This window comes from Arthrobacter sp. 18067, assembly GCF_902706295.1.
Taxonomy (GTDB): Bacteria; Actinomycetota; Actinomycetes; order Actinomycetales; family Micrococcaceae; genus Arthrobacter.
Map to the genome: position 1 here is coordinate 285,379 of NZ_CACSJJ010000001.1, position 19,505 is coordinate 304,883.

The 19,505-nt window shown below is 58.8% G+C and carries 12 protein-coding genes; 5 read left to right on the forward strand and 7 right to left on the reverse strand.

Annotated features, from left to right (window positions below; all coding sequences use genetic code 11):
- Positions 1 to 334: 334 nt before the first annotated feature.
- Complete coding sequence (locus tag GVL04_RS01225) at positions 335 to 538, reverse strand: cold-shock protein (protein WP_011773907.1); 204 nt, start codon at positions 536 to 538, stop codon at positions 335 to 337.
- Positions 539 to 1,574: 1,036 nt separating this feature from the next.
- Positions 1,575 to 2,405 carry a hypothetical protein gene (locus GVL04_RS01230; protein WP_159698311.1) on the reverse strand — a complete coding sequence of 277 codons (831 nt, stop codon included), beginning with the start codon at positions 2,403 to 2,405 and terminating at the stop codon, positions 1,575 to 1,577.
- A 291-nt stretch (positions 2,406 to 2,696) separates the two neighbouring features.
- On the opposite strand from GVL04_RS01230, the gene GVL04_RS01235 reads away from it, so the two are divergent.
- Complete coding sequence (locus GVL04_RS01235; RefSeq protein ID WP_159698314.1) at positions 2,697 to 3,941, forward strand: NAD(P)/FAD-dependent oxidoreductase; 1,245 nt, start codon at positions 2,697 to 2,699, stop codon at positions 3,939 to 3,941.
- A 617-nt stretch (positions 3,942 to 4,558) separates the two neighbouring features.
- Positions 4,559 to 5,746, forward strand: a complete 1,188-nt coding sequence (locus GVL04_RS01240; RefSeq protein ID WP_159698317.1) for a YDG/SRA domain-containing protein — start codon at positions 4,559 to 4,561, stop codon at positions 5,744 to 5,746.
- Positions 5,747 to 6,406: 660 nt separating this feature from the next.
- On the opposite strand, the gene GVL04_RS01245 is transcribed toward GVL04_RS01240, so the two are convergent.
- The 4 genes from GVL04_RS01245 to GVL04_RS01260 all read right to left on the reverse strand — a co-directional run bounded on the left by GVL04_RS01245 (position 6,407) and on the right by GVL04_RS01260 (position 14,323).
- Positions 6,407 to 7,129, reverse strand: coding sequence for a hypothetical protein (locus tag GVL04_RS01245; RefSeq protein WP_159698320.1), 723 nt, complete (start codon positions 7,127 to 7,129; stop codon positions 6,407 to 6,409).
- A complete protein-coding gene (locus GVL04_RS01250; protein WP_159698323.1) occupies positions 7,111 to 7,593 on the reverse strand; it encodes a DUF262 domain-containing protein in 483 nt (160 codons plus the stop codon). Before GVL04_RS01250 ends, GVL04_RS01245 begins: the two co-directional genes overlap by 19 nt.
- Before the next feature lie 5 nt (positions 7,594 to 7,598).
- Positions 7,599 to 12,422: a type ISP restriction/modification enzyme gene (locus GVL04_RS01255; protein WP_327785608.1), complete on the reverse strand. Its 4,824-nt coding sequence runs from the start codon at positions 12,420 to 12,422 to the stop codon at positions 7,599 to 7,601.
- A gap of 467 nt (positions 12,423 to 12,889) precedes the next feature.
- The gene (locus tag GVL04_RS01260) at positions 12,890 to 14,323 is read right to left on the reverse strand and encodes a hypothetical protein (RefSeq protein WP_159698329.1); all 1,434 of its coding nucleotides are present in this window, start codon (positions 14,321 to 14,323) and stop codon (positions 12,890 to 12,892) included.
- A gap of 1,141 nt (positions 14,324 to 15,464) precedes the next feature.
- Here GVL04_RS01260 and GVL04_RS01265 point away from each other — a divergent pair.
- Positions 15,465 to 16,076, forward strand: a complete 612-nt coding sequence (locus GVL04_RS01265; RefSeq protein WP_159698332.1) for a hypothetical protein — start codon at positions 15,465 to 15,467, stop codon at positions 16,074 to 16,076.
- Positions 16,073 to 17,743: an ATP-binding protein gene (locus GVL04_RS01270; RefSeq protein ID WP_159698335.1), complete on the forward strand. Its 1,671-nt coding sequence runs from the start codon at positions 16,073 to 16,075 to the stop codon at positions 17,741 to 17,743. The genes GVL04_RS01265 and GVL04_RS01270 overlap by 4 nt, the downstream gene beginning before the upstream one ends.
- A 252-nt stretch (positions 17,744 to 17,995) precedes the next feature.
- On the opposite strand, the gene GVL04_RS01275 is transcribed toward GVL04_RS01270, so the two are convergent.
- A complete protein-coding gene (locus GVL04_RS01275; protein ID WP_159698338.1) occupies positions 17,996 to 18,901 on the reverse strand; it encodes an EamA family transporter in 906 nt (301 codons plus the stop codon).
- A gap of 87 nt (positions 18,902 to 18,988) precedes the next feature.
- On the opposite strand from GVL04_RS01275, the gene GVL04_RS01280 reads away from it, so the two are divergent.
- The gene (locus GVL04_RS01280; protein ID WP_159698341.1) at positions 18,989 to 19,492 is read left to right on the forward strand and encodes a MarR family winged helix-turn-helix transcriptional regulator; all 504 of its coding nucleotides are present in this window, start codon (positions 18,989 to 18,991) and stop codon (positions 19,490 to 19,492) included.
- Positions 19,493 to 19,505 lie beyond the last annotated feature (13 nt).

The window sequence follows — 19,505 nt, forward strand, 5'->3', positions numbered from 1 at the left end:
AGATCTTGGAAAGGGCACTAGGTGGCAAAACGGCCTTGCACAGGCCGATCTCGAGCCATCTAGGTGGTGATTTGGGCAAAAGTAGGTGCTCCGGGCGGACGTCTAGGTGGTGAGGCGGTTCGAAGATCTGGCGGTTCATAGGGTGCTCCCTCAGCTCTGTGGGTGGATTACGTTCCACGCTACTGACGGCCAAGGCTGAATTACATGGGTGTAATTCACTATGTGGATATATGTTCTATCCATGAATTGAGCGATAGCACATATCTTCTAACTGTGGGCAGACAAAAAAGCAGGGCCGGTCAGTGACCGGCCCTGCTTCTTAGTTATCCGAAGACTAGATAGCCTGGATGTTTACTGCCTGGGGACCCTTGGGGCCCTGCTCGACGTCGAAGGAAACCTTCTGGTTCTCTTCGAGGGAGCGGTAGCCCGAGGAGTTGATCGCAGAGTAGTGAGCGAAAACGTCCTGGCTGCCATCTTCAGGAGAGATGAAGCCGAAGCCCTTTTCGGAGTTGAACCATTTTACGGTACCTGTAGCCATTTTTTCAGTCCTTACTGAAGGTGGAGATTCTCCCGACTTTCGGGTCTCCGGTGTGGGGTGTTCTCCACCGTTACTTCAGAAGGTCACGATCCAGAGGGACCGTGGGGACTGCCTGAACTACCAAATGCCAAACACAACAACACCGTCAAGTCTACAGAGTTCTGAGCAGATAGCTAGTGCTGGGAAAGATTTGTCCATCGGATGATGCCCGAATCAATCAAAACCTGCCTGAGATCCCTCTAGCGGGTCACCTGTCCGGTCGTCTGAGTCGCGTTCGGAGCCGGCGTACCCGTCGCGGTCGCGCCAGGCGCAACCGGGTCCGAAACGACCGGATCCGGAGCGAGCGGGTCTGGCACCAAAGGATCAGGAACTGCCGTGTTCAGCGAGTTCGGAAGGTCAGGTGACTGACCTCCCCTACCGTAGCTAGCCCCAGGCAGCGTGACTGTACCGATTGCTTGGTTGTCTGTGATCACCCGCAGCCGTCCCTGATCGGAAGTGGACAGCCGTTGGTCGACTACCGTCACCTCACACGAGGCGTCCTGTGCTCCCGGTAGGAGAACTTGCAGGCAGTTAGTCGACCCCAGAGTGAACGAATCACCCACGTCGTTCACGACTTCCACCGCAATCACCTTCAACCCTTGCAATGAATTATTCACGACAGAGTAGCCTTTGGTGACGGGCCCAGGCCGGTCAAAGGGGATCAACCCGTTCCTCGATAGAATCACGACGTTTGATTCGACCGGCGCCCCGTTGTTGACTCCCCCGGTCCCGCTGTTGGAGGCCATCGCCTGCGTAACGCTTGGGGCAGGCAGAGACCGCGAACCCATGCCCCCGTCCTGGCTGGCCTCACTCGTTCCCGGCGCAGAGGAAGATTCCGTACCGCTCCCCGACGTCTGGGTTGGCTGGTTCGATCCAAGCGCAGTCGAGGACGCTGTACTGGTCCCGGCACCCTGGGTCGCTTGCGGGGACGGGCCGCCACAGGCGCTGACGATGATCGCAACAAGGAGCAAAGGACATATACGAAGCTTGGTGACTTTCATGATCTTCCCGGGGTGAACTCGATGCGAATATCAGGGCTGTCCTGCAGGACAAAAGTGGTCCCGGCGTCGTGGGTCCAGTTCTCGGGCAGAAGGAAGTACTTGCCCGCTGAATAGACCAGAAGCCTCAGCCCGGAGTACTCAAAGTGGTAGTCCGAGTCCGGAAGGTCCAGCCTTGTTTCAGTGATTTCTGGATGCCGAAGCGCCAGTGACTGTTTGCTGTAAATTTTGACGCCGGGCCGTGCAGCCAGGTTGCTTTCCAAGGCTTGAGCTCGGCCGAGACCGAGTGCACCGGCATAAAGTGTCATTCCCCAGAACAGGCTCAGAATGATCAAGAGGACCACGATGACGTAGCCCGCCCGCTCCCACTCCGGAGCCTCGCTCTTCCCGATTCTCGCTTTCGGGTTGAAGTTTGTCCGGAGCATGTGGAACGAATAGCCTGCGAGACCGGCCCCGCCGCCCAAGAGGATAGGGGGAAGAAGGTAGTAGCCGGCAAGAACCACGAACATGCTCCGGACAGCCACAGCCACGGCAATAGCTCCAAGGGCGATCAGGACCACGAAACCTGCTCGAATCACCCGCGAATTCTGGAACCTCAGGATGAGTTGTCCAGCGATAGCGTGCATTATCAGGACAACGAGACCTGCTGCCAACAGCACGGCAATGGGAACGATTACTGGTTCCCCGCTACGGAGGAGGTAGTCGACTGTCGAGTACCCCAGCATGTTCGCGTCCACACCGAGGTAGTACGTGCGGGATGCCGTGAAGTTATACCCGAACCAAAAGGCCAACGCTGTCACAAGCGTCGTCGGCGGCAGAACAATTACCACCCACTCCCGCAGGCTTGACCACGGTACTCTTCCCGGGTTTGGACGTCGAGGAGATGGAAAGCGAGATGCATTGGGAGCTCGCCTTGGCCCGGCTAGAGTTTTGCGCGCGCCAAGCGGCGCGGCACTTTGGTGTCCAGTCACCATAATCCCGTCCAATCCGGAACGAGGAGTGCTGGATCCAATTATTCCACCGAAAAGTCTTATTGGATAGAAGACAGAGCAGGCCACTGACCCGGCGAACACCCCGGCAATCATGTCCCCAAGCAGCCCCGCAGGCGTAAACTCCACCCCATGGGAGCGACCCCGGATACGGTCATCATCGGCGCAGGGCAAGCCGGCCTCACGACGAGCTACTGGCTCACGCAATTCGGCGTCGAGCATCAGATCCTGGAACAACGCGATTCACTTGGCGGCGCATTCCAGGACCGTTGGGACAGCTTCTACATGAACACCCCGAACCTTGCGCTGGACCTCCCTGGGATGCCGTACGACGGCGACGACCGGGACGCCTTCATCTCCCGCGACGCCGTGGTGAACCTCTTCAGGCGGTATGCGGAGCTGATCGCTGCACCGGTTCACACGGGCGTCGATGTGACCCGTCTATCCGCGGGATCGGACGGCGGCTTCAACGTTGAGACGTCTCTCGGGCACCTGCGGGCGCGGAACGTCGTCCTCGCAACCGGCGCCTACCAGGTACCCAAGGTCCCCGCCATCGCAGCCAAGCTCCCTGCCGGCGTGACCCAATTCCATACCCACGACTACCGCAATCCAGAGCAACTGCCAGACGGCGCCGTGCTCATCGTCGGCACGGGCCAGTCGGGTGGGCAGATCGCCGAGGAGCTCCACGCAGCCGGCCGCGAAGTCCACCTCTCCGTCTCAATCGTCCCCGAAGCACCCCGCCGATACCGCGGCCAGGACCTCATCTACTGGATGCTCGAAACCGGCAAACATGGCCCCGACTTCGGCGTCAACGCCCTCACTACGGAGGCGCTCCCCTCCCCCGCGGCGCGTTTCGCACCAAACCCCCTGCTCTCCGGTACCGACGGCGGGCACGCCATTCACCTCCGCGAGCTGGGCCGCCGCGGCATGCACCTGCACGGTCACCTGGAATCAATCGACGACGGCGACATCACCTTCAGCGACGACCTCCCCGACCGCTTCGCAGCGGTCGAATCGATCTTCGCGCAACGCTCAGGTAGAGCAATTGATGCGTACATTTCGGCGGCGGGGATTGATGCGCCGGAGCAGAAACCCGCACCTGCCGATGACTGGATGCCCTCAGGGCCGGCGCAAGTGAACCTGGCAGATGCAAACATCACGTCCGTCATATGGGCCAGCGGGTACAAACTCGACTTCAGCTTGGCCGACATGCCCTTCACTGACCAGTGGGGCTATCCGAGGCACGATCGAGGAGTTACACAAATTCCCGGCATATACGTGGTCGGCCTGCCGTGGCTGACCCGCCACTACTCAGCGATCGTTGGTGGCGTGGGGCTGGACGCGGAGTACATGGCGGGGAGGCTTGCCAAGTTTTGATACGTTCCCTGGGCCTGCTCATAAACTGAGTGCATTGCTGCTAGCGTCCCGTCTTGAAAGTGGGCTGCACTGGGCCAAGCAGCTTACAACATCTTCCGCAACGTCTCCCGTGACTCGACTCCAGCTCACATTGCCCGCGTTCTCGCAGCGTTCCCCCGCGTCGCTGGTACCGCTTGAACCGACAGCCCCGCCCATCCCTACCACTCCGAAATCGATCTACGGCCGCGACCTAGTCGATGAGCAGCGCCGGTAGATGTTAATTAGTCGCTGGTCGTCTTCCTCCTCGCATGCCCATGGCCCGTGGTGGAGTCACATTGACGCCGCTACAGGAGCCTGGGGAAGCACGGTCTTCCGACAGGGCGGCGGGATCGCAGGACGGCAAATCGTCAAACTCCGAATTTGAATTTAACCTCCGAGTCCTGGACGCCACCAGCCTCGAAAATGGCCGTGAAACAGAGATCCCCAATATATGTGTAGGCCAGACATCGATCGTGACGCTGTTCTCGTATATTTTGGACAGCAGATCGTCGGCATCCCCGCCGAGACTCAAACGATCCGCCGCTGCGCGACGCCAGACGTAGTTGGCAATAGAGGGCTATGGGCTAGGTGGTACTTCTGTGGGGGCATTGTCGGAACTGACGGATCCATCAGCAGTGATAAAAACAATTGAGGAGTTCATGTCCCTTGGAAGACACGCTTTCCTTGAAAAGTACGAGCAACAACCTTCCGTACGGTACTTCGCTGCAGTCGAGGGCGTGTGGATCGACTCCAAACCCCTCTTAGCAGTCGCGTACGGGAAGCAGCATCCTGATAGAGGCCCGCTCTCTGTCCGGCTGTTCTCTGGTGGAGAAGAAACTCGAAGAGCGCTTAGTCGCTTCGGGATCGAGCTAGTCTCGAATGCCGGCGAGACCCGTCAGGTTGTGTACGGGGGAATTCCCGAGTGTCCGCCGGGGACAGCTTTCAGGGATCGACGGGAGGCATTTGACGCCGGCGTTCACAGGACCACACAGGCAGGCATTGCTGGCCAGGCAGGCGGCACCCAATCCATTTGCCTTTCCGATGGATACTCAGATGACAGGATTCAGGGCGACTTGATCACCTACACCGGATTTGGTGGTCGGGCCCCTAACACAGACCGACACATCGCCGATCAAAAGCTGGAAAAGGGCAACCTTGGCCTGGTCGAGAATTACAAACTTGGCCGGCCTGTTCGGGTCCTAGTCAGGGAGTCCGTGCTCACCGTGAGGAATGCCGACAACGAATATATCTACCTGGGGCTGTTCGCAGTCACTAATTGGGGCTGGGGTATGCGAGAAGGTTGGAAAGTCCTGATCTACCAGCTCCGAGCAGTTGCTGGCGAGAGTCTCATCCCCGATGAAGTTGCTACGGCTTTGACCCGTGGGGAGGATGTAACGCCGCCTCGACGCAGCGCACAAGTAAATCGGATCATTCGGAACTACGATGTCGCAGCTTCCGTGAAGCGACTCTATGACAATAGCTGCCAGATATGCGGAACCAGACTCGCAACCGCCGCCGGGCCTTATTCGGAGGGTGCACACATCCGGCCACTGGGCATCCCTCACAACGGGCCCGATACTTTAGAGAACATCCTCTGCCTATGCCCCAACTGCCATGTTCTTTTCGACGGACATGCCCTGACCGTTCGGCCTGACAGCACGGTAATGAAGCTCGGGAGCCCGATCGGAAAGCTAAAGGTAATGGACGCACATGGGCTGAATTACGAGCATCTTGCTTATCAAGAGCAGTTCTCAACTGCTAATTCGGGACGCTCGGCTGATTCATAGCCTCCGCGAACTTCGCCCCCGTAGCACGCGCCTACACTGCTGGGTAGAAAAATCGAAAAACGGCGACATCACTTTCAGAGACGACCTTCCCGAGCGTTTCGCAGGAGTCGAGTCAAACTAAACTGACGCATGCGGAAGGTCATTGATGGGTGCATCGCAGCGGCCGTAGTCGGAAGGCCTAGGCTGAACACGCCATACTCAGCCATAGTTGGCGGCGTGGGGATGGACACCAAGCACTTTGCGATCTGATTGCTGATTGAATTCTCGATAGATAGTCTCGGCTTACCCGAATCACCTTCGTTTGCCCTTTCCAGGGAGACCTCCGCTGACGGCCTTCACGCTCGTCGTTGCTTCGGATTCCGCTGACACGTATCGAGAAGGTTCTGGCCGGTAGCGAAGTGGAGCCAATACCGCTTTCTCGCCTTCGGCCGGGGCCTCGATCTGTTTCGCTGATGCCCGGCAGGTTTCTACCTTCCCTGGAATCTGATGTGAGTAAATGCGACCAGTGAGCAAATTGTAGCGCGTTGCCGCGGCACATTCGAGGCAATCAATGGGAGACGAATTCGGGTTTCTCATAATGCTCCAATCTGAGAACAGTTCCAAGTTAAGAAAGAGACCAGAGGATGTCCAGTGCATTCACCAACTTGTACTGACGATCCTTCAACACAGCCGGATTCCATTCATCAGTCGCAATGACCTGGATTGTAAGAGTGAAAGGTGCGGAACCATTCGGACCAGAGAAATATCGAGGCTTCTTATGATCGAGCTCGCGATTTGATGCTTCGGAACCGGAGGGACCCAATCCTGGTTGTCCATTTGGTTGAACCGCAGCAACCATCTGTTGATCCGGTCCGCTGAGCCCGAAGACGGATATCTTCTGTCAACCACCGTCCCGTACGCATCGGCATACGGAAGAAGGATGTCATCGATGAACGATTCGGCAGTACCTATCTCCTTCAGATATGGATCTAGGACTTCTTCACGGAATTCCTTGAAGATCTCCTGCCGTCCCCGGACTTTCGTGAAGATCATCCTGATGTGCTGGAACAAGTCCGCGAAACCATCCCTGCCGAGCTCGACCTCCGCCACTTCCCATTTGTCCGCATAACCGACCCGTGCGCGATCAGGAACTTGGCCGATGAGCTCGGCTTTAAAGATGTCCGCGGCCGACAGATCAAGACCGCGAGCGTTCATAACGCTAAAAATGCGGTGGGCGCTGTCCAGATCCTCGGTCGAGACCATCACGAGAAATGTTCGCAAGGTCAGCATCATGATCAGCGCCATACGCTGCTCTTCACTTAACTTCACCAGCTGGTCGTGGAGGAGGTTGGCGTTGTCACGAATCGCACGTTGCGCGTCGGTCTTCAGTTGGCCGTCCGACAACGCGAAAAGTTCCTGGAGCTTGCCCTGATCCTGAACGTACCGGGTGAAAAGTCGCGATCGCGGGCGCGGAGGTGGAGCCTGGGCTTACTGGCAATTCCCGACGTGATCCTCCCCGGCTCCACAATGTACTCACGCATCTCGGACCGAACTTGGGAGTTCTCGCTCAGCTCCCTCAGGACAGTCAGAAGAATGGACAGCGTTGTCAGACGTTGCTGACCGTCGATCACGTCGGCTTCGGGGCTGCCTTCCTCCTTGACTAGGACGAGCGACCCTAGGAAGTACGGTTCATCTGGGCTACGTCGTTGAGCCTCCATAATGTCTAATAGGAGTTGGCTGGCTTGCTCGCCACCCCCGGCGTAGGGCCGCTGATAGTCCGGGATTGAGAATTCGAGTTGCTCACTGAAAATCTGATTCAGCGGCTGCTCGGCAGCATGGATCCTACTCTTGACCGTCCTTTCAACCACGGCTGTTACTCGGCAATCTCTAGAGCGGGCAAGTTTGTGACGATCCGACTAGTCTCCACCGACACCGTGACGATCCGCTTGATTAGGTCGAGGATGTACCGGGGGTTGCCAACCTCGCGGCAATAGTCGTTGGGGTCGTTGGTGATCTGCGAGTCCTTGTGGGTGGTGACCTGGTAGCGGTCGATAATCCATTCCAGCGCCGACTTGCCGTTGACCTGGTAGTCGAAGGCCTCGTCCGGGATGCCGGCCAGGGTAACTTGCGAGTTGTAGACGATGCGGGAACGGTCCTTACGGGCGCCGAAGGACAGCTTGTTGACCCGGTAGAGGTCGTACTCATCGCCAGCAGGGGCTCCGTGGACTATCTCTTCCAGCGCGTACGGCTCCACCGTCTCGTAATTCAAGTGCAGCTCGGCGAGCGCGCGGCCGGCCGTGCTGAAGCCCCGGAAGTCCTTGACCTTGGGGATGCGCGGCAGCATCTTTTGGAGGTCGGCCTTGTAGCTCTCGCGATATGCCGGGGAATGAACGACGCCGTAGACATAATAGAAGATGTCCTCCTTGCTGATGGCGGCGTCTTCGTAAAAGCCTCGGTAGGCGGTCAGGGTCGCCTCGGTGATATTGTCACGGCGCCGGTAGCCATCGAAGACGACACCGGTAGCATCAGCGAAGAGGTCACCTTGCGCTTCGGAAGCTATCAGTTCATAGGTGTAGAGGCTATACGCCTGGCCTGTGTGAACGAGGTGCAGATTTGGGACGCAGTCGACGATTAGCGGGCTGAAAATCTTGGACGCTCCCGGACTGCTCATGTATAGCGCGATGTTCGGATGATCTGGGGTTGGGAACAGCTTTGGGAGCTGATACCGGCGCTCGTTCATGCTTCCGGAATAGTAGACCGTTTGCCGACAAAACGGACGATATATAGAGTGCTGCAATGCCGATTGCTCGTATTCCAGGTGTGTCCCCCGTTTGAGGTCATCTTTCAGGCTTCCACCCCAGGCAATTCTGGTGGCATCGTTGTTTGGCTCGTCCTCTGCGAGCTGCGAGTTATAGAAGTCGATCGTGCGGCGCATATTCAACTCGACTGCAGATTTGCTGAAGTTGTAACACCAGGCGTCGCGGTTAGTCTTCAAGCCAGACGAGTAGTTTTCGAAGATCCCAGGCGTCGCCGTCGTGCCTTTGGCAGCTTTGTCGCCTATTGGCTGGAATTCGTCGTAGCGTTCGTCGCGGTGGTTGATCCAGTCGCCGTGCTCGTTGGGTGCGATGGTTTCCCAGTCGGTGCCCTCGAGAGACTGCTCCATGGTGAGGATGTCGAGTTTCTGTTCGCGAGTGAGGTAGTCACCGATGTCCCGGTACTGGATATCCGCCGGACTCGTGCTGTCGGAGTTCTTGATCAGGATACAGATGGCCACTTGGGTCCGGGAGCCACTGCCGAAGACCTTGCCACCTTCCCTGCGGGACTGCTCACCTGAGGTGCGCTGATTGCCTCGGAGGTTGTAGACGAAGATTCGGCTAAACTCGGTGGCGAAAGTCTTGCGGATGCCGTCGGCGGTGTTGCCATCGATGAAGCTGCCGTTGGAAACGAAAGCGATAACGCCGTCGTTCTTGATCCGGTTGGAGGCCCAGCGGATCCCGCGGATGTAGGAATCGTAGAGGCTGTTCTTGTTCGTCGCAGTGGACTGCCTGGCGTAGCTTTCGGCGATGGAGGCGTCCAGTACAGGGTAGGCCTGGTTCTGGTTGTTATCATTCGCGTTTGTCTGGCCGGCAGAGTAGGGCGGGTTCATCACGATGACTTGGATGGGCGCGTTCTTTTGCCGTTTCACGCGCTCATTGTTCTCGGGGAAGAACTCGGAGGATTCCAGCTGGTCATCGGATTCGTTGAGCTGGAAGGTGTCCGTCAGGGCAATCCCGTCGAAGGGAACATAGCCGTGGCCGGTACCGTGTCTGATTGATTCTTCAGCGAAGACGGTCTCGATGTTGATGGCGGCGATGTAGTAGCTAAGCAGAACGATCTCGTTGGCGAATAGCTCGGTGGTGTATTTACGGTGCAGATCCTCCGGTTTGATCAGCCCGGATTGCAGCAGCCGGGTCACGAACGTTCCGGTCCCGACGAAGGGCTCCAGGATGGAGACGCCTTCGTCGGAGAGTGATTTGCCAAATTCGTGGCGCAAGGCCGCATCGGCGGAACGAAGGATGTAGTCCACCACCGGCACGGGTGTGAAGACGATTCCGAGCCGGTCGGCTACCCGAGGGAAGGCGTTGCGGAAGAAGTTGTCGTAGAGCTCAAGGATGATCTTCTGCTTCGCGGCAGCGTTGTCGATGGACTTCACGCGCGCCCGGACGGAGTCGTAGAACTTCTCCAGCCCAGCCCGCTCCTTTTCGAATGCGGAGTTTTCATCGAGCTGGTTCAGGATGTTCTGCATCGCTTTCGAGACCGGATTGTGCTCGGTGAAGTTCGAATCGGCGAACATCGCATCGAACACGGGCTTGGTGACCAGGTGTTGGGCCAGCATTTCCACGGCCTGAGCTTGGTCGATCTCCGGATTTAGGTTCTCTCGCAGGCCCTGGATGAAGTCATCAAACGCAGCCCGGTGCCCTAAATCAGCGTGCTCGAGCAGCTGGTTGATCAGCACGATGTGCTTGTTCGCGATCGCAGCGATGTCCTTGGACCAATCCTCCCAATACATACGGTTGCCGCACTTGTCCACGATCTTGGCGTAGACGGAGTCCTTCCACTCCTCCGCCGGGAACTGCAGCGCAGGCTGGACGTACAGCGGATCCTCAGGGTTGTCCGGGTCCGGTGTTGGCCGTGGGTCGATTATCTTTGACTTCTTCTTTGGCTCCAGATCGACGGTCTCGATCAGAATGGATTCCGGGGCGTTCTTGTTCAACTCGATCTGGTTGATCGCCGCGTCCATGCGCTCGTCGTGTGCGCGGAGAGCCTGCAGGACCTGCCACACCACCTTGTACCGGGCATTGTCCTTAAGCGCCTCGGAGGTGGACATTCCGGAAGGAATCGCGATCGGCAAGATGATGTACCCAAACTGCTTGCCCTTTGCGATGCGCATGACGCGGCCCACGGCCTGGATCACATCCACCATCGAGTTGCGCGGATTCAGGAACAGCACTGCATCCAGAGAGGGCACGTCCACGCCCTCGGTGAGGCAGCGGGCGTTGGTGAGGATCCGGCAGGTGGGCTGGCCGCCGTCGTCGTTGGCCTCTTCCTTGAGCCAGTCCAAACGCTCCGCCCGCGAGACGGCGTTGAAGCCGCCGTCGACATGCTTGACCTCCACCTTGAGGTCGTCGGTGGGGTCGTCGTTCTCCAGGTTGGTCAGGTGCACTCGGACGAGGTCCTCGAACTCAGACTCGACCAACTTGGAGGATTTGATGTCTCGGTTGAACGCCAGGGCCCTTAGCATCGGCTGCGAGTCGGTCCCAAAAGAGGACTCGAACTCCCCGGACCGGCGCTTCGCGAGCCCGTTCCAGCAGCCGATGAGCTTGGCGACATCGTCGATCTGCAGTTCCATGCTCGAATCCGCCAGCTGGTTCTGGAAGCTGGAGACGACTTGGCTCTCATCGACTCCGAGCACCAGGACCTTGTAGTCGCTGAGCAGTTTCTTGGTGACCGCTTCGCCGAAGCCGATCCGGTAGAACACCGGCCCGTAGAGTTCCACGTCATCCATCGAGCACAGGATGGCGTCCTTCTCCAGAGCGGCGTTCTTCGTGTCGTCGTTGAACAGCCGCGGTGTGGCCGTCATGTAAAGCCGCTTGACGCCGGCGATCTTGCTGTTGTCATGGATCTTGACGAAGTGGGACTCCTCCGTGCCGGCGAGCGTGGCGCCAGTCGTGCGGTGGGCTTCATCGCAGATGATCAAGTCAAAGTCGGGCATCCCGGCTCGCTGGGCCTCGGCGATGGCCTCAATGGACTGGTACGTGGAGAACACCACGGTCATGCCCTCGTCGAGTTCACGTCTGCCCATCGCCTCCACTAGAGTTTTGCCGTCGGTGGTAGCCGGAATCTGAAGGTCGTGGATCGCGACGTCGGTCAGGTCCGAGTTCTTCTGCCGGCCTACCTTCACGTCCGAGCACACCGCGTAAGCGTGCATTGGCTGCTGTGTCTCGTCCGACCACTCCTTCAAGGACTGGGACATCAAGGCCAGGGACGGCACGAGGAACAGGACGCGCGCGTGGCCCTCGGCCTCCACGAAACGTTCGGCGATCTTCAGTGCCGTGAACGTCTTGCCGGTGCCACAGGCCATTATCAGCTTGCCGCGGTCGCTGTCTTGGAAACCCTTCAGTGCCGCCGTGACCGCCTCGTGCTGATGCGTGCGGAGCTGCTTCTTCTCATGCAGCTTAGGAGCGTTGGCTGGGTCGGTGAGCGTATAAGTCGCCCAGTCAATGTTTGAGTGACGGAATTCGGTCAACCCTATACGCTGCACTGGGAGATGCTGACTGTCCAGCATCTCCTCAGCATTCTTGGACCATTTGGCAGTGGTCGAAACAATGAGTCTGTGGGTAAACGGCTTCTTTCCAGACGCAGACATAAACGAATCGATGTCGTGCTTCTGCATGACGTGGTCTTCGACGTAAAACTTGCACTGTATGGCCGTTACTCCACCATCGACGCGTTGTGCAACGAGGTCAATCCCATTGTCAGACTTGCCCTCACGCCCAGGCCAGTCCCGCCACAGCCAGACATTCGAATACTGGGGTGCCTGTACGCCGTCGTTTTCTAGGTACTGCTCAATCAGCTGCTCAAAATAGCTGCCCTTCATGCGCTCCGAATCAGCGAGATCCCGGTAGGAGTCGAGGAGTTGATCAAACGTCGTAGACACTAGGGCCCCCATGGCAGTCTGGCATTGGAAAATCGACATCTAGTCGGCAAGTTGATCCTATGCTAGCCACGCCCCTCAGCCTGCAACACGAGCGCTGGTTGGATCCGTTCGCCTCACGGTACGAACTGACTAACTCCCAACTGCAAGGCCCTAGGTATCTCGGCCGACTCGGTGAAGAGACTAATCGCGTGCGTGTCAAACGGTCGTCGTTCAGGGTTCTCGAGGCTCGCACCCGAGCGTCGGAATGCTGCAGAACCTAGATCCGTCACTGACCGGTAATCGAACGCCCGACTAAGACATAGGTCTGGACCCTTCAGTGAAGCTCCGTTGAGCTTGTTCCCAGCAACTCGCTTGCACGACCGTCAGCTTCGTTGATCCTCAACGCAATTCTTAGTCAGCTTCCGCACGAAGTTGCACCCTGGAATACCTTAGACATGGCTCAGCCCGGGTCGCCAGAGACAACAGGGCTAATTCCAGAACTCCTGGCCGCCCACCTGCAGCTCGGCCCTCTTGGCACCCACGTCAACAGTTATCCGCAACACATCCCCAGGATTCACGCCCATCGCGGCGATCGCAGGGTGCCAACCCCAGCAGAATGAATGGTCGTCACCGAGCTTCGCCGTCGCCACTTGTTTGCCCTCATACGAGATCGCGAGAGACTGACCGGCAAACAGCCCCTGGATCTCCGGGACAAAGGAGAGCACGCCACTGCTAAGGAAAGACGTAGTCACATCCATAGTCTGAGCAATTCGGCCGTCAGGAGCCCAGGACCAGGATTTCCTTCTCGGCTCGGCCTTTTGCCGCGCTTTCGCTGCTGTTCGGATCGCCTCTACAGCGCCGGGATGCGGGGAACTTCCACGTAGGCCCCATACATTCGAACCAAACCTTTCCATCCACTCCGCGTATGTGGTCCATATTCCATACGTTCCTTTGGGAATGCCCGCGTCACTGCAGGCCTCGGCCAGGGACAGGCGGTCCATCACCTGATACGGCGACCCTTTCAGAACGTCAACCATCGTCGCAGTTGTACTGCCTAGTACTTCGCGATAGTCGAGCGGCTTGATCGGACGCACGAGTTCACCTTCCACGACAAAGTAGGGGCTCTCGTCGAAGAAGATCCTCATTGCTTCGGTAGGCGGAAGGATGTCGAGGCCCCGGAACTTCCACAACCTACGTGCGCCCTCATGGATCGAGAAAACCGTCTGTGGCGAGTTTACCGACAAGATCGACCGCGCAGTGTTCACCAAGCGATTCGCATGCGTGCCGTCTTGGTCCTTCTCAACCCACAGCCACTCGCCCGCCCACCTAACACTCGGCTCCCGTGTCAGAACACGGCGAATGTCCGTTGGATCAAGGGGATTGCCGGGAGTGGCAAGCGCCTGCCGGATCTCTTCGACTGTTGTCATGCCGTAGGAGCTAGTATGCTTTTTCGCAGTTGAAAATGCCTTCATCACGGCCACCTCCGACTCCTCAACGAACCAGTCATCGACGCACACAAGGTCTACGCCGACCAATTCAATCGGCGAGGTGCCGATGAGTTTGAGGATATTCAAGAATGCCTTACCCGTGAGGGTTGGCCGCGTTTTTCCCGATCTCGCGAGCCGCCTACCGATGGGTTCGGGTACAGGTGAGCGCGCCGCAAGCGCCTCAGCGACGTCCTTTGCACGGTGAACTGTCGCGCCTTTCAGCTCGGGCTCAATCCTGGCCATGACCTGGCGAACGCGCTCCCGCGTAACGCCGATTTCAGCGCCCGCCTCGTCGAGCGTGGAGACATCGCCTGCTGTCCCAACCCGCATGGCCATCGCCCTACGCCAGTCGTCCGAGGGCTGACGGTTGAATGCGGTCGTGTACGCCTCTACGAGCAGGCTCTCTACCTCATCCTCGAGTCTCCGACTAGTCATCGAGACCTGCCCTTCCTTCGGCGGTTGTAATTGTAGCTCTGCTAGTGATCAGATTTAGGGCGATCACCGCCCGAGTTCCAACTGGCACCCTCAATTCCGAAAGCAGGGAACCGAAGCCCCATAGTCGGGCGTTCCGCACATTGACACGCCCGGCGCCCACCCCATCAGTATCCATTCGAAACTCTCGGCCCTCGATTATCTCGGAGACTGCTCTTGGTACTGCGACGACTGGGCTAGGACTGGTGGAGACCGAGAACTCGATCATAAGTGACCCGTCGGCGCCCCAGACAAATGATGTCGGGCGGGCGCGGCGAGCGAGTCGGGGCGCCATGACGTTGCCGGAGGAGCTTTCGTTATGCTGTCCTCGCAATGCCCACATCCCTCGACCCACTCGAGTGACAGCTGGATGGGTACTGAGCGTGGTCGCAATTGTCGTCCGCCTTAGTCCGACCTTTTCCCCATGGTCCAAGAGCTCGCTCCGGGCCACCCCGCCCGGTCGGCCGCGCATGGCTTCGAGCAAGAACTGACTGACAGGGTCGAGGTCCTCCGGAAAGGTCGCTGCAACTATCACCGAGTACGAGCCTTCCCCGGAAGTCGACACCGTGAACCCGCCGGCTTCTAGTGCCCATTCACGCATTGTCGCGATGTCAGCAGGGAGTGGTGTGTACGGCGCCTTCCCACCGGCCCGGGCCCAGGCGCTGACGACGTCATCCCATCGGAGGGGGCCAGTAATGGTGAGCAACCGGCGCAAGGCGCGGGCAGTGGGGAGCAAGTTCGCAGAAGGCCCAGACGGAACCGGCAGCGACAACACCGAGTAAACGGCGTCACTCATCATTCCGCTCGGCACCTCGATCGATCGCAGAAGCTCGTTTCGTGCTCTTCGGACGGTCTCACGGGAGACCCCGAAATCAGCGGCGATTGAATCGAGGCTATTGCGTTTGCCGGTGGCATCGTCGAGCCCGGAGGCGCGCAGAGCCATCGACGATTTGATTGAGCTCCACCCCTCGGTCGCTTTGACCGCCGCTCGGTGCAATGAATCGAACTCGGGTTCATTCGGCTTAAGCATAATCCCATCTTGACACAAAGTAGTAAGTGTGCGAACCTCAAAAAATAGTAGTAAGTGTGCGAACGGGGAGTGTGAATGAAACTGACAAAAAAAGACGTATCAGTGGTAGCACTAGCGAAATTGGGCGGCGCATCCACTGTGATCGACACTGAGGACGCCGCTATTGCGGCGCATGCGATCGATCGACGTGCGTTCGGTTGGAAAAAGTACCCTGAGCGGGTTGATCTTGATGCAGTGCGTACTACACTCCGCCATGAAGGCGAGGGCCGCGAGCCTCGCATTGAGGGCTCGATTCAAAAGGGGTGGCATTTGACGCCCCGGGGCGTCGATTGGATCGAAGCGAACCCAAGCCTGCTAGATAACACACCCGTCACAGTCGCTGCGACATCAGCAGCTACGCAACGGCGCCGGGCTGAAACACGGGAAGCCGGGGCAGCGGTGAACCGCGTGCGTGTTTCGGAGGCATTCCGCTTGTGGACCAACGGCAGGGCCTTCACGTCACGCCAGGCAGCGGGCGTCTTCCGCATCGACGAATATACGCCGGCCAAAGATCGCACTCGAAAAACTGCGCAGCTTCAGGAGCTCATTCGGGGCGACGAGTACGTGGAAGCATTCATGAAAGAGGCGATCCCCTCGGCGCTCGAATTGCGCGCACCCGTTGGGCGCCTTGAGGAAGGAAACCGATGAGCCAGATCAACGTCGTCAGTCACGTGGGCCGCGACATCATCCAGTCCGCGCAACTCTTTCGAACGCCAGAGGCCGCAGTGTGGGAGTATGTGGTCAATTCCCTGCAGTACGTTGATCCCGGCGTCGTACCGCATGTTCAGGTGACAGTCGACGCGCCGGGCAAAAGCATTACGATCCAGGATAATGGTTCAGGAATGGACCGCGCCGATCTTCAGCACTTTTTCACCATGCACGGCGAGAACCATCAGCGAAGGCTGGGCACACCCGGTCGCGGCAAATTTGGTACGGGCAAATCGGCTGCCTTCGGCATCGGCTCGGACCTGACAGTCTCGACTACGAAGAATGGCAAGCGCCAACGTGTTAAGGTAACCCGTCAGGCCATCAATGCGTCCGATGGAACGTCGGTACCTGTTCATATTGTTGAGAGCGACGTCGACGCGAACGGGGATCCGAGCGGTACAACCGTTGTGATCGGTGGGATCAGTGTTCGATTGGCCAAGGAACCTATCGTTGCACTCATCGAGCGCCACCTGTCGGCTTTCCAGGGCTCACCTGTTGTCGCTGTCAATGGACGCGTCTGCGAAATTGTTCGCCCGACTGCCTCGATCACCAGAGATTTTAGGCCCACAACCGATCAGGCGGCACTCATCGGTGATGTAAAACTCACCGTGAAGGCTGCCAGCGCCCCGCTCGAGAATATACACCGCGGGGTGCAGATTACGATCGCTACAGACAACCTTGTCGCTGTCGAGACGGCAGGAGTTGATACAAAAGAGTACGGCAAGTACCTATTCGGGCACATTGATTGCCCTGAGCTCGACAACGCGACTTACGACCCCGTTGCTGCCTACACGAACGACCGCAGCATGAAGCTCAACCCTGCACACCCGGTAGTCCAGGCCCTGATACCTTTCATCGGTGCGAGCCTTGAGCAGGTCCGGCAGGAGCTGGTCGAGGAAGGTCGGATTGCCAAGGCTGACGCCGATCGCAAGCGTCTCAAGGAAACGACGGACAAGATCGAGCAGATCCTGAATGCCGATCTTAAAGATTTCCGTGAGCGCGTCGAGGGCCTTGGCAACAACGTCCGGAGGCGGACCCTACTCGACGGCAAAGCTGGAGGCAGGGAAGAGCACCCGACTGACAAGGTCGTAGACCCAGAAGGAGACGAAACCGGACGAAGGGGAGGCATCGGCGGCGATAACGTAGATGAGCCGACACCGAACCCCGAACCAACCCCGCGGGGGCCCGGGGCTCCAGGCTCGGCCGACCCTGGCGGCGAAAACGCGTCGCCAGCCGCAACCAAGGACACCTCAGGCGACGAGATCATCGCGCCCGCAGGAGCCGGCCACAGCCGTCTCCGCGGTGGCCTTGTCATAGATTACGATCACTATGGTGCAGACTATGATCGCTACCGATGGGCGCAGGACGAGCGGAAGATCATCATCAATCTCGACCACCCCGTGGTAAAGGCAGCCAAGGAGCTACCCGATGACGAAGCAAGCTATCGCCGACTGATCTGGGAGATCGCTTTCACTGCCTATGCGGTGGCCCTTGCGGACCTGCAATTTGAACGTGACCCAGCCCTCGCGTCGAGCGATGCGACTTACGAGATCCGAGAGGCACTTCGCCGGGTGTGGGCAAACGCCGGCGCGCTCTACGCCGTGTGAGTCCAGCTTAGTTGCGCCGCGCCTTCGCTTACTGCACCCTGTTGTGTACCTATACGCAACAGGGTGCCCCTTCTAATTAGTGGTGAGTCGGTCTATCCACGACTGAAGCCAGGGCAAACAGTTCGAAACAAGTCGTGGGACCGGGCGCTCTCGGCGGCGGGCGTAGGTCGCAAGACCGGAAGAACCGCAACGCCGGGTTTATGCATGGTTGCCCCCACTAGCTGCGGACTGCAATCGGGCCACTGCCCGGAATTAGCCCTGAGGCCTCTCCCGATGCACCAAGAACACCGCCCCCAACACCAACACTGCCCCAGCCAGCTGCCACCCCGACAAAGACTCCCCCAGGAACACGAATCCCAGCACCGTCGCAACGAGCGGGCTCAGGAATCCCAGGAACGAGACCACCATCGTCGGCAGCCGCTGGATCCCCCGGAACCACACCGCGTAGGCAGCCAAGGCACCGATGACACTGAGGTAAGCAAAGCCCGCCAGGTTAGGCAAAGTAACCGACCCCGGCAGCCCTTCAACAGCCAGCGTCACAGGCAGGAGCATGACTCCACCCATCGCTAACTGCAGGCCGGTAAACCCAAGCAGCCCCACGCCGTCGGGCCTTCCCCAACGCTTGGTGAGGACTATGCCGGCCGCCATGCTCAGCGCCGCCGCCATCCCGGCGAGCACACCCACAAAAGTCAGCGTCGCGTCGGATCGCAGGACGAGCAAGCCGACACCCGCGGCTCCCACTGCGCAGGCAATGATGTGCGCCTTGCGGATCCTCTCCCCCAGCAACAGCACGCCCAGGAAGAGCACGAACAAAGGCTGGATGGACATGACCAGCGCGGCGAGCCCACCCGGCAGTTGGTACGCGGTGAAGAACAGTAGAAAGAAGAACAACCCAATGTTGAGCGCGCCCAGCGCCGCCGCTTTGAACCACCAACTCCCCCGCGGCCACGTTCGGGTGACCACCATGAGCACGATCCCAGCTGGCAGGGCCCTCACGGTTGCGGCCAGGAGCGGCCGATCGGCGGGGAGGAACTCCGTGGTCACCAGATAGGTGGAGCCCCAGACCATCGGCGCAAGGGCGGTGATAAAGAGGTCGCGAGATGATGCCTTAGACGCCCCACCCCCCGCCTTGCTGGCAACCGCTGCAGATGAACTCATCTTTCACTTCCATACATTTCGATGTCGAACTATTTGATGTAAGACAATGTAGGTGCTGTACTGTTTGAGGTCAAGCATTGGAGGACGATGGACCGCGACGCAGTGGACATGATTCTTGAGCAGTGGAACAAGGAGCGACCCGACATCGACGTCAGCTCCATGGGCATTCTGGGACGACTCAACAGGGCGAGTCGCCTCGCCTCCTTGGACGTGCAGAAATTCATGAACCAGTTCGGACTGGAGCCGTGGGAGTTCGACGTCCTGGCAACACTGCGCCGGTCAGCGGCCGAGGCGCCGTTGACGCCGGGTCGACTCGCCAGCCTCACCATGATCGGCTCGGCGGCCATGACCAACCGCGTGGATCGGCTGGTATCGCGCGGCCTGGTTCATCGCGAGACCAACCCAGAGAACCGCCGGCAACTGTTGATCAGCCTCACCCTCGAGGGCCTCGCCCTGGTGGATGACGTGGTGGAGCACCACGTCGAGAACCAGCAAAAGATGCTCGAAGGCCTCTCCAAGACTGAGCGGACACAGCTGGCGAACTTGCTGCGCAAGTTCCTGCTAACAAACAACGACGGCGAACCCTCCTAAGCGGTAGCGTCAC